The 15,177-nt window shown below is 75.6% G+C and carries 13 protein-coding genes and 1 pseudogene; 6 read left to right on the top strand and 8 right to left on the bottom strand.

Features of this window, described 5'->3' with window-relative positions; translation table 11 throughout:
* Positions 1 to 45: 45 nt before the first annotated feature.
* From AB0I60_RS20880 to AB0I60_RS20865, 4 genes are all read left to right on the top strand, one after another.
* Positions 46 to 816 carry an aminoglycoside adenylyltransferase domain-containing protein gene (locus tag AB0I60_RS20880; RefSeq protein WP_360732086.1) on the top strand — a complete coding sequence of 257 codons (771 nt, stop codon included), beginning with the start codon at positions 46 to 48 and terminating at the stop codon, positions 814 to 816.
* A 343-nt stretch (positions 817 to 1,159) separates the two neighbouring features.
* Positions 1,160 to 2,458, top strand: coding sequence for an MFS transporter (locus AB0I60_RS20875; RefSeq protein ID WP_360732085.1), 1,299 nt, complete (start codon positions 1,160 to 1,162; stop codon positions 2,456 to 2,458).
* A gap of 8 nt (positions 2,459 to 2,466) precedes the next feature.
* The gene (locus AB0I60_RS20870; RefSeq protein ID WP_360732083.1) at positions 2,467 to 2,832 is read left to right on the top strand and encodes a S4 domain-containing protein; all 366 of its coding nucleotides are present in this window, start codon (positions 2,467 to 2,469) and stop codon (positions 2,830 to 2,832) included.
* A gap of 337 nt (positions 2,833 to 3,169) precedes the next feature.
* Positions 3,170 to 3,727, top strand: coding sequence for a hypothetical protein (locus AB0I60_RS20865; protein WP_360732081.1), 558 nt, complete (start codon positions 3,170 to 3,172; stop codon positions 3,725 to 3,727).
* Between the two features lie 236 nt (positions 3,728 to 3,963).
* Here AB0I60_RS20865 and AB0I60_RS20860 read toward each other — a convergent pair whose 3' ends face one another.
* The gene (locus tag AB0I60_RS20860; protein WP_360732080.1) at positions 3,964 to 4,965 is read right to left on the bottom strand and encodes a serine/threonine protein phosphatase; all 1,002 of its coding nucleotides are present in this window, start codon (positions 4,963 to 4,965) and stop codon (positions 3,964 to 3,966) included.
* On the opposite strand from AB0I60_RS20860, the pseudogene AB0I60_RS20855 reads away from it, so the two are divergent.
* Together AB0I60_RS20855 and AB0I60_RS20850 are read left to right on the top strand one after the other, a co-directional pair.
* Positions 4,877 to 5,296: pseudogene (locus tag AB0I60_RS20855) on the top strand (alcohol dehydrogenase catalytic domain-containing protein); the annotation flags it as partial. The gene AB0I60_RS20860 and the pseudogene AB0I60_RS20855 overlap by 89 nt on opposite strands.
* Positions 5,297 to 5,507: 211 nt before the next feature.
* Complete coding sequence (locus tag AB0I60_RS20850; RefSeq protein WP_360732078.1) at positions 5,508 to 5,981, top strand: zinc-binding dehydrogenase; 474 nt, start codon at positions 5,508 to 5,510, stop codon at positions 5,979 to 5,981.
* Positions 5,982 to 6,066: 85 nt separating this feature from the next.
* On the opposite strand, the gene AB0I60_RS20845 is transcribed toward AB0I60_RS20850, so the two are convergent.
* The 7 genes from AB0I60_RS20845 to AB0I60_RS20815 form a co-directional block, all read right to left on the bottom strand.
* Positions 6,067 to 6,426: a DUF2203 domain-containing protein gene (locus AB0I60_RS20845; protein WP_360732077.1), complete on the bottom strand. Its 360-nt coding sequence runs from the start codon at positions 6,424 to 6,426 to the stop codon at positions 6,067 to 6,069.
* Between the two features lie 102 nt (positions 6,427 to 6,528).
* A complete protein-coding gene (locus tag AB0I60_RS20840) occupies positions 6,529 to 8,727 on the bottom strand; it encodes an esterase-like activity of phytase family protein (protein ID WP_360732076.1) in 2,199 nt (732 codons plus the stop codon).
* A 194-nt stretch (positions 8,728 to 8,921) separates the two neighbouring features.
* On the bottom strand, positions 8,922 to 9,686 hold the full coding sequence (locus AB0I60_RS20835; RefSeq protein WP_360732075.1) for an inositol monophosphatase family protein: 765 nt from the start codon (positions 9,684 to 9,686) through the stop codon (positions 8,922 to 8,924).
* A complete protein-coding gene (locus tag AB0I60_RS20830) occupies positions 9,647 to 10,036 on the bottom strand; it encodes a hypothetical protein (RefSeq protein ID WP_360732074.1) in 390 nt (129 codons plus the stop codon). The genes AB0I60_RS20835 and AB0I60_RS20830 overlap by 40 nt, the downstream gene beginning before the upstream one ends.
* Before the next feature lie 31 nt (positions 10,037 to 10,067).
* On the bottom strand, positions 10,068 to 10,655 hold the full coding sequence (locus tag AB0I60_RS20825) for an XRE family transcriptional regulator (protein ID WP_360732072.1): 588 nt from the start codon (positions 10,653 to 10,655) through the stop codon (positions 10,068 to 10,070).
* A gap of 99 nt (positions 10,656 to 10,754) precedes the next feature.
* Positions 10,755 to 14,186, bottom strand: coding sequence for a DEAD/DEAH box helicase (locus AB0I60_RS20820; protein ID WP_360732071.1), 3,432 nt, complete (start codon positions 14,184 to 14,186; stop codon positions 10,755 to 10,757).
* A gap of 71 nt (positions 14,187 to 14,257) precedes the next feature.
* The gene (locus AB0I60_RS20815; RefSeq protein ID WP_360732070.1) at positions 14,258 to 15,166 is read right to left on the bottom strand and encodes a helix-turn-helix domain-containing protein; all 909 of its coding nucleotides are present in this window, start codon (positions 15,164 to 15,166) and stop codon (positions 14,258 to 14,260) included.
* Between the last annotated feature and the right edge of the window lie 11 nt (positions 15,167 to 15,177).

Genomic DNA, 15,177 nt, shown 5'->3' with positions numbered 1-15,177 from the left:
CGCCCGTACGCAGCCCAATCACTCCCACGGGTACGGAGAAGTGCCATGTTCACGCCCTACGCCGAACTCGACGCGCTGCTGGCCGACCTCGTCCGGTCCGCCCGCCGCATCCTCGGCGACACCTACGTCGGCGCGTACCTCCAGGGCTCGTTCGCCCTGGGCGCGGGCGACCTGCACAGCGACTGCGATTTCGTGATCGTCACCACCACCCGGCCCTCCGGCGCGGCGGAGGCCGGCCTGCGCGCGCTGCACGACGAGATCCCCACCCGCGAGGGCTTCTGGGCGGGGGAGATCGAGGGTTCGTACGCGGACACCGCCTCCCTGCGCACGGTGGCGGGCCTCGGCGTGCCGTGGCTGTACTGCGACCGGGGTCACCGCGTGCTGGTCAACGACACCCACTGCAACACCCCGCACACCCGCTGGATCCTGCGCCACCACGGCATCGCCCTGGACGGCCCGCCGGCCGCGAGCCTGGTGGACGAGGTCCCGCCGGCGGCCCTGCGGGACGAGATGCGCGCCGCGCTGCCGACCCTGCTGGACGACATCGCCACGTGGGCGCCGCTCGACGTGGCGTGGACCCAGCGCTACGCGGTGACGGCCTGCTGCCGCGCGCTCTACACCCTGCGCACCGCGCAGGTGGCGTCCAAGCGCGCCGCGCTGGAGTGGGCCGTGGACGCGCTCGACCCGCAGTGGCGGCCGTTGCTGACCCAGGCGGCCGAGGACCGCGCACTCGGCTGGGACCCGGCGCAGCCGCCACGCCCGGGGAGCATGGCCGAGACCCGCCGGTTCGCCGCCTACGCGGCATCGCTCGCCTGACGTCCCGCTCCCGGCGGGCGTGCCGACCTCGCGCCCGGCGGGCGTGCCAACGTGGCGCCCGCCGGGCGGGACGGCCTCGCGCCCGGCGGACGTGACCCCGGGCCCGGTGCGTGCCGCACGTCACCACCGCGCCCGGCGGTCCGGCGTCGGGCCGTCTGATCCGCGAGTTTCGCCCGATGTGGGCGCACGACTGTAGTGCGTCCCACACCTGCTGGTTCCCGGCAGTCCTAGCACGGCCGGCGCGATCTGCTTACGGTGATCGGACGGCGGCCCGGTGTGCCCAGACCACCCGCCCGCGTCCTGAACGCCGCCCGGGGGCGGCAGCCCGAGAGGAACCCGACCCATGTGCGCCGCCTGCGGTGTCCCGACCCACCAGGCCGAGCCCGTCCCGGCCGCCGGCGTGGCCACCGCGCCGCCCCGGCGGTTCGCCGCGCTGCGCAACCGGGACTGCCGGCCGTACCTGTTCGGCACGGGCCTGGCCATGATGGCCGACAACATCGAGCACGTCATCACCTACTGGGTGCTGTGGGAGAAGTTCCAGTCGCCGGCCCTGACCGGGTTCCAGGTGATCAGCCACTGGGCCCCGTTCCTGCTGCTGTCGGTGTGGTTCGGGTCGCTGGCCGACCGCTTCGACTGCCGCCGGGTGATCCAGGTCGCGCAGGCGCTGTTCATGGCGGTGTCCATCGCCTGGGGCGTGCTGTTCCTCACCGACTCGCTCCAGATGTGGCAGGCGTGCGTCCTGCTGGTGCTGCACGGCATAGCGGGCGCGCTGTGGGGGCCGGCCGAGCAGTTGATGCTGCACGACTTCGTCGGCCACGACGAGCTGCCCAGCGCCGTCCGGCTCAACTCGACGTTCCGCAGCCTGGGCATCCTGTTCGGCCCCGTGGTCGGCTCCGCGCTGCTGCTCGGGCTGGGCCCGACCGCCGGCATCTTCGCCAACGCGCTGATCTACCTCCCGCTGACGATCTTCCTGTTCCGCACGAAGTTCACCGGCCACACCCGCGACCACCACCCCCGGACCAGGGTCGGGCTGCGCGACTCGCTGCGGGTGTTCCGCGAGGTCAGGTCCAACCGGACGCTGATCAGCATGATCGTGCTGGCGGGGCTGGGGTCGTTCTTCATCGGTGCGTCGATGCAGACGTCCATGCCGATCTTCGCCCAGGAGCTGGGCGTGGGCGAGGCGGGCACCGCGTACGGGGTGCTGCTGTTCGCCAACGGCGCGGGCGGCGTGCTCGGCGGCCTGCTGATGGAGGTGACCCGCCGGATCAGGCCGACCGTGCCCACCGCCGTCCTGGCCACCGCCGTGTACGGCCTGACCGGGCTCGGCTTCGCGCTGACCGGCAGCTACCCGCTCGCCGTGGGGCTGCTGGTGGTCGGCGGCGTGGCGAACCTGGCGTCCATGTCGATCACGCAGACGGTCGTGCAGCTGCTCAGCCCGCCCGCCGACCGGGGCCGCGTGCTGGGGCTCTACGGCCTGTCCTCGGGCGGCCTGCGCACCGGCAGCGGGTTCACCGTGGGGCTGCTCGGCGTGTACGTGGGCGTGCCGATGGCCTTCGCGTACAGCTCCGCCGCGCTCTGCCTGGGCACCCTGGCGGCGGGCCTGCACGCCCTGCGCGGTCGGCGGGCGGCGTCGGCGGCATGATGTAGGGCGTGGAGTCGACCCGTGTGGACCGCTGGCTGTGGGCCGTCCGGCTGACCAAGACCCGCCCGGACGCGGCGGCGGCGTGCCGGGGCGGGCACGTCCGGGTCAACGACCGGCCCGCCAAGCCCGCGACCGTCGTGGTACCCGGTGACGAGGTGCGCGCCCGGGTCGGTGACACCACCAAGGTGGTCGAGGTGGTCCGGGTGATCCAGAAGCGGGTCGGCGCGGCGGACGCGGCGACGTGCTTCATCGACCGCACCCCCGCCCCGCCGCCCGAGGCCGCCATCCCGGTCGCCCGCCGGGAACGCGGCGCGGGCCGCCCCACCAAGCGCGAACGCCGCGTCCTGGACCGCTTCCGCACCGGCGACCGCTGACCGTCCGGCCCGGCCACCGCCGGCCTGCCACGCCGGCGTGCCGGTGGTGCAGAACCCGCAATTCGGCCCTACCGGACAAGCCGGGACAGCGGGACCGTGGAGTGGTCGACGACCGGACGCCTGACCCCACGGGTCAGCCGGTCGGCGGGACCCGGTGTCCAGCTCCACCGGCCCGCCGGGTCGGGCACGGGGACCGAGGCGGACGCCGACGCGGACAATCCCGCGATGCCGCCGAACGCGGCTGCGGTGTCCCCGTGCCCGACCACTGCCCGCCGACCACCGAACACCGCTTGCGGTGCTGGGAACCACGACGCCCCCGTGCCGCGTCTGTTGTCGCATGGGTCGTGCGTGGTGGCGTTCGCCGTGGCTGCCGTCGGGTGCCGTGGTGGTGCCGGTCGTGCTCACGCTGTGGGCGGGTTCGGTGCCCGGCGGGTACTGGACGACGGGGCTGGCTGCGTTGGCGTGCTGGACCGTGGTCGTCTTGTGGTGGGCGGTGCTCGCAGTGCTCGCGCTGCGCGGGCGGAACCCGGTTCGGCCGTGGGCTTTCCTCGTGGTGCCCGTGGTCTTGGCGGCCACGGCGGTGTTCGCCGGCAGCACGGTCGCGGAGAGGGCGGCCTTCACCGCGCACCGGTCGTCGCTCGACGCGTTGGCGGCGGAGACCAGGGCGTCCGCCGACGGGCGCGTGCTCGACCGGCCGTTCGCCCTGTTCACGATCTCCAGCGCGGTCCGGTACGCCGACTGCGTCCTGATGACGGTGGCGGACGCGGGTTTCCTCGACTCGACCGGGTACGCGCACTGCCCGGACCGCGTGCCGGCGAGCACCGTGGCCGGTGGGGAGGGCTACTCGTTCCACCACCTCGACGGCCCGTGGTACGAGTTCGCGCTCGTCTGGTGATGTCATCCGGATGGCGGCGGTCGGCTGGGCCGACTGTCCGCGATGCCGTGGGAACCTGAGCTCCGGCAGGGGTGCGAAGACCGGGTGGCAGCCGCTGTCCTGGTGCGAGGCCCTGGCGTTCGGCGTCTCCTGGCTGATCAAGGGGCGCACGCTGCTGCGCGACCGTCGCGGACCGGTGCCGGTGCCCACGCGCCGAGCACCCGGCCCGGCCGGCGGAGCCGCGCGACCGGCACGCCTCACCCGGGGTACTCCGCGGTGACCTCCCCGTCGAACAGCCGCCAGTAGAAGCTGTTCATCTTCGCGGCAGTGGGTGCGTGGCGGGCCAGGATCGCGGCCACGGTCGGGGGTACGCCGTCCGGGACGCGGCCGGCGGCGCAGCGGCGCACGTACTCGTTGCGGGCGGTGGGGATGCCGTCCGGCGGGACGGTCACCCCGCACACGTCCGTCACGAGCCAGTTGACCAGGCGCATCGCCGCGTAGTCGGCGTCGTGCGCGGCGTTGCGCCGGACGAAGTCCCGTTCGGCCGGCGACAGGTCGAAGTGCGGCGAGGTGGCCAGGCCGAAGTCGGTCAGGTGGATGCGCTCGCCGTCGCTGCGCATGTTGCCGAAGTGGCCGTCCAGGTGCAGCAGTTCCCGGCGGCGCAGGAAGGTCACGATCTCCGACAGTTGCCGCTCGACCGTTTCGGCCTTGCCGACCGGGTCGTCGGCCAACCAGTCCGACAGCGCGTGGGGGACGTGCTCGCTGAACAGCACGAGGCTGTGCGTCGCGCCGGCCAGGGCGTCGAGGCGGGCGCGCACGGCCGGGGAGCCGTCGAGCGCCGCGACGACCGCGTCGGTGTCGGCGTGCTCGGCCGCGACCGGCGGGCGGCCCGGCAGGACCCGCCAGTGGTGCAGCAGCGGGAACGCCTCCGTCTCACCGGCCCGCGCCGCCTCGGTGACGATCAGGTTCGCGGCCAGCTCGCGCCACGCGGAGAACCCCGGGCTGACGACGCCGTACTGGCAGTGCACTGGCAGGTCGAACAGGTTCGCGGTGGAGCGGGGGTGGGCGATCTCCCGGTCGGTCAACGGGATGCGCTTGACGAACACCGCGACCCCGTCGACGTCGACCGTCGCCGCGCCGCCGCCCACGCCCACGCTGCCCGCCCGACCCGTGTCCGCGAGCGCGGCGAGTTCGGCACCGGTGCACGACGCGAGGAGGGTGGACAGCTCGTCGTGGCGGGCGATCCTGGCGGGCGTCATCGTCCGATCATGCCGGCGACGCCGGACCGGTGGTCGTGGGAGCCGGCTTGACCTCGACCTTGGTCGAGGTCGCAGACTCGGTGCCGGACAACGGGAGGGGGATCCGGTGAAGGCCGTGGGAGCGACGTCGTTCGGTGGGCCGGAGGTGCTGGGGGTGCTCGACGTGCCCGAGCCGCACGCCGGGCCGGGGCAGGTCCGGGTGCGGGTCCGGGTGGCCGGGGTGCAGCACTTCGACACCGCCGTGAGGCGCGGGTGGGCACCGCTGTCGCTGCGGGTGGAGTTCCCGGTCGTGCCGGGCAACGAGTTCGCCGGCGTCGTGGACGAGGTGGGGGAGGGGGTGACCGCCTTCGAGCCCGGCGCGGCGGTCTACGGCTACACCACCCTGGGCTGCTACGCCCAGCACGTGGTGGTGCCGGCGGACCAGGTGGTGGCCAAGCCCGCTTCCATGCCGTGGGAGGTGGCGGGCGGGTTCTCCGCGAACGGGCAGGGCGCGCACCTGGCCCTGGGGGGAGCTGCGGATCAAGCCCGGCGAGACGGTCCTCGTGCACGGGGCGGCGGGGGCGCTCGGGACGTTCGCCGTGCAACTGGCCAGGGCATGGGGTGCCGGCGCGGTGATCGGCACCGCGAGCGAGGCCAACCACGACCACCTGCGGTCCATCGGCGCGATCCCGGTCACCTACGGGGACGGTCTGGTCGACCGGGTGCGCGCGATCGGCCGGGTGGACGCCGCGCTGGACCTGGTCGGCGGGGACGCGCTGCGGGCGTCCGCCGCGCTGGTGGAGGACCGGGACCGCATCCGGACCATGGTGGACGACGACACGGCGGCGGAACTCGGCGTGCCTGCACTGACCCCGGGCCGGTCGGCGGCCCGGCTGCTGGAGCTGAACGAGCTGTACGAGCGCGGCCTGATCACCGTCCACATCCGGCACGCCTACCCGTTCACGTCGGCCGCCGACGCGCACCGCGACCTGGAGACCGGTCACGGGCGCGGCAAGGTGGTGCTGATCGTGCCGTGACGGCAGGACCCCGGCCGCAGCGGGAACCGGCGGCCGTGGTCACGGCAGGCGACGGCCAGGGGGCATGACAGGCGACAGCCCGGGGTCACGGCAGGCGGCGGCGGCCGGCGAAACCGAGGTCCGCCCGGTGGTACCAGTCCAGGCCGGCGTCGCCCTCCAGCCAGCACAGCAGCACCGGCACGCCGTCCAGCTCGGACGGGAAGTCCACCAGCAGCGGCGCGAAGCCCTTCAGCTCCGCGCCGGTCGCCTGCACCGCGCTCATCAGGTCGTCCAGCCGGGCCTGCGCGGCCTTGAACTCGGGCAGGCCGCCCAGCCCGGTCGGCTCGCCCGATCCGAGCGAGGCGGACAGCTCGGCGGCGTCGGCGCGCAGCGCCACGATCTCGTCCAGCACCGGCCGCAGCCGGTCCAGCTCGTGCCGTGCCTCGGGCAGCGTGAACAGTGCCAACGTCGTCCCTCGTGAGTGGTCCGGACCTACCGGACCAGCCTACGGGTCCGCCGGGGACGGGGAGCCCGTTCCCGGCGGTGGGGTCGTCCCTTCGCGGTGGGGTCAGCGGATCCAGCCCAGGCGCAGGAACACCGACTCGCCCGGAGCGTCGTCCACGCCGTCGTTGTCCACCACGCCGACCAGGCGGCGCAGCGGGCCGAATCCGACGACCGCGAGGCCCTCGACCTTGTCGTGCGCGGTCGCGCCGTCCGCCTTCAGCGCGGGCAGCAGGTCCCGCGCGGGAGCTTTGGCCACCACGGGCTTCGGCTCGCCCGCCGCGACCGGCGCGAGCGCGCCGACGTCCACCCGGTAGACCTTCTTGGTGGCCGCCGCGTCGCCGCGCTGGTTGTCGCGCTCCAGCACCAGCAGCGTCCGGTCGTCCAGCGCGGTCACCTCGGACAGGCCGACCCAGCCGCCCGCCGGGGCCGCGTCCAGCGGGTACGCCGCGAACGCCCACTGGCCGGTGGCGGGCGTGAAGCGGGCGAGCGTCGCCTGACCCGGCCGGTCGGCCTTCCACTCCCGCTGCACGGCCAGCCACACCTGCTCGCCCGCGCCCCGGCCGGTGACCGCGACGCCCTCGAAGCCGTTGCCGGTGGCGGTCGCCGCGACGGTCGCGGGCAGCGGCACCTCGCGCACCACCGCACCCGACCGGTCGACCTCGACCAGCAGGTTCGGCACCTTCTTGCCGTCGCCCTCGGACGCCACCCAGTAGCCGCCGCCCCGGCGGGCCGCGATGCCCTCGCCGTCGTAGCCGACCGGCTGCCCGTCCTTGGTCAGGATCAGCTCGGCGCGCACTTTCGCGGGGGCGGCGAGCGTGTCGACGGTGAGGACGCGGGTCGGCGAGTACGCGTTGTCGGTGACCGCGACGACGTTGCGGTGGTCGCCGGGGATGCCGGACAGGCCCGACAGCGCGCCGAACCCGATGCCGTCCGACACGATCGACGGCGTGCCCTGGTTGCGCTGCAACGACAGCGCGAGCGGCGTGCGGGTCAGGCGGTAGGAGGTCAGCGACGAGCGGACGCCGTCGCCGGCCGAGTCCTCCTCGGCCGAGACCACGAGCGTGCCGGTCGCCGGGATCGGCAGCAGCCCCTCGGGGCCCACGCCGGTCGGCAGCGCCTGGAGGAACTTCGGGCGGCGCGGGTCGTCGACGTCGTAGACCGCGACGAGGTTGGCCCGCTCCAGGCCGACGAACGCGTACCGGTGCCGCCCGAACGTGGCGACCGCCAACCCCTCGGGCTCGACGCCCTTGTTGTCCGACCGGCCGTCCGGGTACTGGCCCTGCCGGATGGCGAGCCGGTCCAGCTCGTTGCCGGAGGAGAACACCACCCGCCCGGACGCGGCGTCGAACACCGTCCACGTCCGCGAGCCGCCCCGGTAGTCGCCCTCGTCGGCGGTGCCCAGCGTGCGGTCGTCCAGCCACGCGACGGCGTCCGGCTCGCGCGCGGCGGTGGTGGTGCGCGACGGGTCGATCCGGCCGTCGTCGGCGGTGTCCACGCCGTGCACGGTGGCCGTGCCCGCCGAGAAGTGGGTGACCAGCGCGCCGGAGCGCAGGTCCACGACGGCGATGTGGTTGTTCTCCTGCAAGGTGACCGCGACCTGGTTGCGGCCGTTGATGCTGACGTACTCGGGTTCCGGGTCGTCCGGCGCGACCTCGGCGATCCCGGTCAGCTCCACCCGCCGCTGCGTCCACGCCGTGGGCGCACCCTTGAGGTCCACGACGGTGAGGAAACCGGCGGGCGCCTGGGGGATCTCGCCGTCGTTCACGTCCTCGTCGCGCTCGTTCTCGATGGCCACGGCTGCGTACCGGCCGTCCTTCGAGACGTCGATCGAGTCCGGCTGCCCGCCGAGGTCGTGCGTGGCGACGACCGCGCGGCGGTCCAGGTCCACCACCACGAGCACGCCGGACGGGGTGGCGCGCGACGGCGAGGTGTTGACCGCGACCAGCGCGAGCCGCCCGAGCACGTCCACCGACGTGGGCTCGCCGGGAACGGCCAGCGTGCCGCGCGGGGTGAACTTCCCGTCGCGCACCTCGGTGAACCCGATCCTGCGGCCGGGCGAGTCGGTGTAGACGACGGTCCGGCCGTCCTGGGTGGCGGCGGCGATCTCGGCGGCGGTGTGCTCGGCGGCCGAGCTGTTGCGGAACACCGGCATGGTGTCGACCCGCTGGAACCGCTCGGTCCCGGTCGCGCCGGCGGGCGGCGCGACCGGGATGGTCAGCCCGCAGGCCAACAGACCTGCGACAACACGAACCGTACGGGGCACGGTGCCTCCAACCTCGACGACGGGCGCGCGCTTTGTAACCCACGCGTGCGTCCACGAGGTGAACGTGCCATGGCCGACCGGCGACCGGTGCCGCCGGTCGGCCCACGAAGCCGCGCGTCCCGTTCCGCGCGCCGGTCCCGGGCCTGATCACCGGCCGAGCCGGGCGTGGGCCGGTCCCGCGCGCCGGTCCGGGGTCAGCGCCGGGCGAGCAGCGCGAGCAGGGCGGCGTGCGTCGGCGCGTCGGCTGCCGCCACCAAGCCGAGCGGCCCGGTGTGCACCGGACCGCCGCCGATGCCCGTGACGACGCAGCCCGCCGCCTGGCACAGGGTGATCGCGCCGGTGAAGTGCACGCTGTCGCGCAGGTCCCCGGCCGTCACGTAGGCCGCCCGCCGGCCGCTCGCCACCCACGCCAGGGCCAGCGTCGTGGACAGCACCCGGGGCCGGAACGCGGTGGTGAACGCGTCGTCGGCCAGCATCCCCAGCACCGCCTGGTCCGGCACGTCCAGGTTCACGTCCACCAACCGGCTCGACGGGTCGGGGCGCAGCGGCTCGTCACCGCCCGACCGCACCCGCGCCACCGCGCCGTCGGTCCAGAACACCTCGCCGGTGAACGGGTCCGCCACCGCCGCCGCGACCACCTCGGAGCCGACCCGCAGCGCCACGTTCACCGCTGCCAGCGGCGTCCGGGCGGCGTAGTTCGCGGTGCCGCACAACGGGTCGACGAGCCACACCCGGCCGGACGCGGGTGCCGTGCCGCCGGACTCCTCGCCGACCACCACGTCCTGCGGGCGCGCGTCGGCCAGCACACCGGTGATCGCCCGCTCCGCCGCGAGGTCGGCGGACGTGGCGAAGTCACCGCCGGGCTTGGCGTACCGCTCCACCTCGCCCCCGAACCGGGAGCGGACCTCGGTCGCGCCGGTCACGGCCGCGCGGATCGCCACTTCGACGTCGGATTCCACCTCGCCGACGCTACCGCCTCGCGCCGGACCCGTGTCCGCCGCGATGTGCCCCGCCCGGTTGTCGGCCGACGAGCGCCGCGTGCGGGGAAAAGCCGACTGCTGCTTGGCTTTCGCCCGGTATGCGCCAGCACGTCCTCCCGCAGCAGCCCGCCGGAACCGGCCGCTGCCAGGCGCAGGCCCAGTGCGTGCTCCGTGACGCCCAGCGCCTCGGCCGCGCTGGGCAGGTGCCACCGGTGGGCGGCGATCCGGGACAGCAGGAGGCCGCCCATCCGGTGCACGCGGTGCACCTCGTAGGCGGCGTCCAGCAACCCGGCCGCCATCGTCGCGTCGTGGAACCGCTCCCACGCCACCTGCTCGCGCTCCGGTGCCGCCGTCCCGGGCTCAGGTGCCGGATTCGGTGTCCGGGCGGGCGTGCGCGCGCAGGCCGTCCAGTCCGAACAGGACCAGCAGCTCGACCGGGTGGCCGTCGGCGGTGCCCAGCCAGTGGGGTTGCGACGTGTCGAACTCGGCCGCTTCACCGGGCGGGAGCGTTACGTCGCTGTCGCCGACCACGAGCCGCAGGCGGCCGTTGAGCACGTAGAGCCACTCCAGGCCCCGGTGGGTCTGCGGGGTCGGGTCGAGCGGCTCGGCCTCGCCGGGGATGATCAGCTTGAACGCGTGCACCCCGCCCGGCCGCCGGGACAGCGGGACGAGGGTCATGCCGAACCGCCGCACCGGCTTGAGGTGGATGCGGGGGTCCCCGGCGCGCGGTGCACCGACCAGGTCGTCCAGCGGGACGTCGTAGGTGCGGGACAGCGGCAGCAGCAGCTCCAGGGTCGCCCGCCGCTGTCCGCTCTCCAGCCGGGACAGGGTGCTCTCCGACACGCCGGTCGTCGCCGCCAGGTCGGCCAGGGTGATGCCGCGTGCCCGCCGCAGCGCGCGCAGGCGTGGGCCCACCGCGTCGAGCACGTCTTCGGTTGCGCGGTCCACGGCGCCATCCTGCCAGGACGGCGAGCCGCCGCACCCGGTCGTCGATCCACTCCGGCGCGCGGGTGCCCGGTGCCGCGCGCCCGGCCCGGTCGGACGTGGTCAGCGCCGCGCGCCCAGCCCCCGGCGGGGTGGAGGCGGGGTCGGTTCGGGCTCGTCCTCGGCGGCCGGCGCGTCGTAGGCGGCCAGCCAGCCGGTCGCGCGGTAGTCACCCCGGCGGGTGAACACCGCGACGCCCCGGTCCGACTCCGCCGAGTCGGCGGTGTCCGGGTCCGGGTAGCCGACGTCCGTGGCGGCCTTCGTCGGGGTCGCCGGGCCGTGCTGCTTGCCGCGCCAGGCCACGGCGGTGGCGGCGACCGTGCCGGCGACCGACGCGCGGTCCGCGTGCGCGGTCAGCACGGCGGTGGTGGCGCGCTCGCGCAGCAGCGCCGTGTAACCGGCCTGGTCCAGCTCGCAGCCGGCCGGCGGGCGGCCGGGCTTCCAGTCCGGCGACCGGACTCCCCGGGCCACCGCCGAGCGCCACATCTCCGGCACCAGGTCCTGCGCGCGGGCGCGGGTGGCCATCTGCTCGCACAGCCACAGCAGCCGGCCCGCGCCGCGCCGGGGCGCCAGCCGCCGCCAGCGGACCCGCTGGTCGAGGTCCGCCGCGACGATGGCGATCCACGGGTGCACGGTGCCCAGCGCGCCCTGCGCCGCCAGCCACGACAGGTAGCGCGGGGCCTGCTCGAAGACCGGGTGCAGGGTGGACAGCGGGATGCCCGCCGCGACCCTCCGGCCCCGGCCGCCGCCGAACAGGTGCGGCGACCGGGCCGCGAGCAGCAGCGCCGCGCGGGCCAGGTCGCCGGGCGCGGTGGTGGTCTGCGAGCCCAGGCCCTTGACCGACGCGGTGTGCGTGATCCGCGACGCGCGCCCGCCCGCCTTGATCGCCGTCGCCACCGCCGGGCGCACCTGGTCGGGCACGGCGATCGCGGCCAGGTCCCGGACCGCGACCGACAGCACGAGGGTCAGCGCGTCCTCGGCCGCCTCCGGGTCCGGCGGGGTCGGCAGCAGGCCCAGCGCGTACCGCAGCCGGTGGCCGGCGTGCGTGGACACCATCATCCGGGCGGTCAGCCGGCCCAGGTCGGTGATCGCCAGGCCGCCGTCCGGGCGGGCCGCGAGGTGGCCCTCCGCCACCAGGAACGCCACCGCGTCCTGCACGGGCTGCGCGGCGTCGTCGCCCTGCGCGTGGGCCAGCGTCTCCACCCACCACGCCTCGGCGTCGGCGGTGCTGGTGATCCGGCCCTGCAACACCTCGGCCAGCACGTGGTCGGGCAGGCTCTCGTGGATGCGCGAGTAGACCGAGTAGCCCGCCACCAGCCGCGCCTGCCACCCGGCGCGCTGGTGCTCGTCCACCACCAGGTAGGACCAGCCCTCGGTCTCGCCCGCCCCGATCCGCCCGGCCCGCCCGAACATCTGCAGCACCATCGAGGTGTCCATCGGCTCGCCGCCGACCGAGGTGTCCCGCACGACCACCGCGCGGGCGGGCAGGTTGACGCCGGCGGCCACCGTCGACGTGGCGACCAGGACGTCGGCCCGGCGTTCCCGGAACGCCCGCTCGGCGGCGTGCTTGTGCTCGTAGTCGGCGTAGTGCAGGCGGACGCCCACGTCCGCGCACACCGCCGTCAGCCCGTCCACGTCGTCGGCCGCAACGGTGTGCACAGGTGCCCCGCGCTCGGCGGCGATCGCCATCGCGGTCGAGCGCACGTTCCGCTTGGAGCCGCAGAACACCAGCACGCTGCCCTGCTCGGCGGTGTGCCGGGTGGTCAGGTCGACCACGACCTGCTCGCGCAGCCGGGCGTTGGCCGCGAAGCCGGACCCGGCGGGCACGGTCGGCAGCTGCCAGGTCACCCGCGACGGCCGCCAGGTGGTCGCCACCAGGTCGGCCTCCAGCCACTCGGCGACCTCGGCGGCGTTGGACACCGTCGCCGACAGGCCGACGATCCGGACCGGCGAGTCCGCGCCGCGCACCCGGGCCAGCAGCGCCTCCAGCAGCGCGCCCCGGCCGGGCGTGCCCAGCAGGTGGATCTCGTCCACGACCAGGCAGCCGACCTCGCCCAGCGCGGCCTGCAACGACGCCGCCCGGCAGACCGCCTCGAACTTCTCCGTGGTGGCGACCCACAGGTCGGCGGCCCGGACCCGCTCGACGTCGACCGCGTACTCGCCGGAGAGCCGCTCGACGCGCAGGCCCCGCGCGCGCCAGGTCTCCAGCTCGCGGTCCAGCTCGTCGGTCAGCGACCGCTGCGGGACCAGCCAGGCGGCCTTGCGGCCCTCCTCCAGGATGGCGCGCAGCACGGCCAGCATCCCGATCGCGGTCTTGCCCGCCCCGGTCGGCGCGGTGATCAGCAGGTGCGCGTCGTCGTCCAGGACGTGCGGCGCGGCCTGCGCCTGCGCGGGGTTCAACGTCGGGAACGGCAGGAACGGCAGCCACGGCGCGGGCACCAGCCGGTCCACCGGGACGGGGTCGGGCACGGGACCGGGCGCGTCGTCGTGCAGGTCCCAGAGCAGGCCGAACGCCAGCCGCGCGGCGAGGGCCTCGTCCCCGGCCACGGGTTCGCAGCGGTCCGGGACGACGCCGCCGACCTCGGACAGCCACGCGGTGGCCTGGAGGTGGTCGCCCTCGCCCGCCACGGTCTCCCGCTCCAGCCAGTGCCGCACCGACCGGTGCTCGACGCCCTCCTGGGTGAGCAGCGCGCGCAGCCCGTCGAACTCCGCGCGGTCGGGCATGATCACCCGCCCGCCGGTCACGCCGGGCGGCGGCTTGAGCGTCGGGTCGGTGGTCTTGCACCACCACACCGGGCCCACGTCGTCGACCAGGTGCGCGGGCAGCAGGGGCGGCTCGTCGCCCTGCGCCGAGGGGACCGCCTCGGACCCGGCGAGGATGGACCGGATGCGGGCGGCCATGACGGTGGTCGACATCCGCCGTGCGGGCCGTGCGGCCGGCTCGACCTCGTCGGCCGAAGTTCCGACGGGCTCGTCGGCGGGCGTGCTGACCGGCTCGTCCGCGGGCGTGCCGGCAGGCGCTGCGGAGGGTGCGGCCGGCGGCGCTGCGGCCGGCACGTCGGCGGACGCGGGCGGCGGGGTGCGCACCGGCCGCCGGGTGGCCGGGGGCTGCGGGTCGGGCCGTTCCGGCGCGACGGCCTCGCGGGCGAGCGCCGCCAACTGCGCGTCCTCGGCCGCCCGGCGGGCCACCGCCTCCGGCCGCAGCTCGCCCAGCACCGACCGCTGCGACAGGTGCAGCTCGCGCAGCGTGAACGACGCCGGGCAGGTCACGCACACCACGGCCGCCTGCAACTGCTGCTTGCCCCGGTGCGGGTGCGCCCGGTACAGGCCGTGCAGCGGGGCGGCGCAGCGCGGGCACGGCTTGTCGACCGGGATCGGCGACCACTGCCAGCCGGGCTCGGCGTAGCGGGCGATCGCGGCGGCCGGCCGGACTCCCCACCGCGCCTCGACCACGCCCGCGACCGACGTGTCGACCTGCGGTGACCCGCCAACCACTCAACGCCTCCACTACGCCCCGGTGAGCACGCGATGCTAACCCGCCCCGGCCGGTCGGCGCAGGCGGCGGGTCAGGCCCGGCGGTAGCGGACCACCGTGCCGGACCTGGTCCGGGTGACCATCCCGGCCCGGTGCAGCCGGCTCAGGTGGTAGGAGACCGTCGACGGCGCGAGGTGGTGGCGGCGGGCCAGCTCCGTCGTCGTGCGCGGCGCGGTGAGGTCGCGCAGCAGGGCGTCGCGGGTCGAGCCCAGCACGCCCGCCAGGTCGTGGTCGGCCGTCGTCGCCGGGTAGACGAGGTGGACCGGGCGCACGCCCAGCGGGTCCACGCCCACCCCCACGTGACCCGCCAGCGTGGACGGCAGGAGCAGCAGGCCGGTGTTCTCCCGCACCTCGCGGTCGAACGGCCGGTCCACCTGGAGCGCGCCGTCCCGCCAGGTGGTCGCGGCGTCCAGCCCGCCGAGCACCGCGCCCAGGCCCTCGCGGGCCGCGACCCTGGCCCGGCGGTCCACGTCGGCCTCCAGCCTGCGGTGCACCGCAGGCCACCGGGGCGAGAGGAAGTCGGCGTGGAACCGGTCCAGCTCGTCCGCCACCTGCTGCGCGAACCGGTCCTCCCCGCGCTCCAGGGCGTCGAGCACCCGGCGCGGCCGGGGAGCGGGCCGCAGCCTGCCGCGCGCCCACCCGGCCACCTCGGCGGCCACCTGCTCCGGCGCGGCCGTCGCCACGGCGTGCAGCTCCGCCTGCACGTCCGCGTCGTACCCGGCGGGCAGCGGGTTGAGGAAGTCCGGCACGTACCCCCGGTGCTCCAGGAAACCGGCCAGCAGCCGCAGGTCCAGGCGCACCACGGTGTCCAGCGCGGAGCGGGCCCAGCGCGCGCCGCGCCGGGCCTGCCACTGGTTGAGCACGGTGCCGATCTCCATCAGCGGGGACAACCCGAACCGCGCGGACGCCAGGGCCGGCGCGGACAGCTCGATCCTGATCATCGGCCCTCCAG

This window comes from Actinosynnema sp. NPDC050436, from assembly GCF_040655415.1.
GTDB lineage: Bacteria > Actinomycetota > Actinomycetes > Mycobacteriales > Pseudonocardiaceae > Actinosynnema.
Note: the sequence above shows the minus strand (reverse complement) of the source record. Positions and strands in the feature narration are given on the sequence as shown.

Excerpts from the sequence above, each read along its gene's own strand:
- AB0I60_RS20880 (WP_360732086.1), top strand. The coding sequence starts at position 46 with ATGTTCACGCCCTACGCCGAACTCGACGCGCTGCTGGCCGACCTCGTC.
- AB0I60_RS20875 (WP_360732085.1), top strand. The coding sequence starts at position 1,160 with ATGTGCGCCGCCTGCGGTGTCCCGACCCACCAGGCCGAGCCCGTCCCG.
- AB0I60_RS20865 (WP_360732081.1), top strand. The coding sequence starts at position 3,170 with ATGGGTCGTGCGTGGTGGCGTTCGCCGTGGCTGCCGTCGGGTGCCGTG.
- AB0I60_RS20860 (WP_360732080.1), bottom strand. The coding sequence starts at position 4,965 with ATGACGCCCGCCAGGATCGCCCGCCACGACGAGCTGTCCACCCTCCTC.
- AB0I60_RS20815 (WP_360732070.1), bottom strand. The coding sequence starts at position 15,166 with ATGATCAGGATCGAGCTGTCCGCGCCGGCCCTGGCGTCCGCGCGGTTC.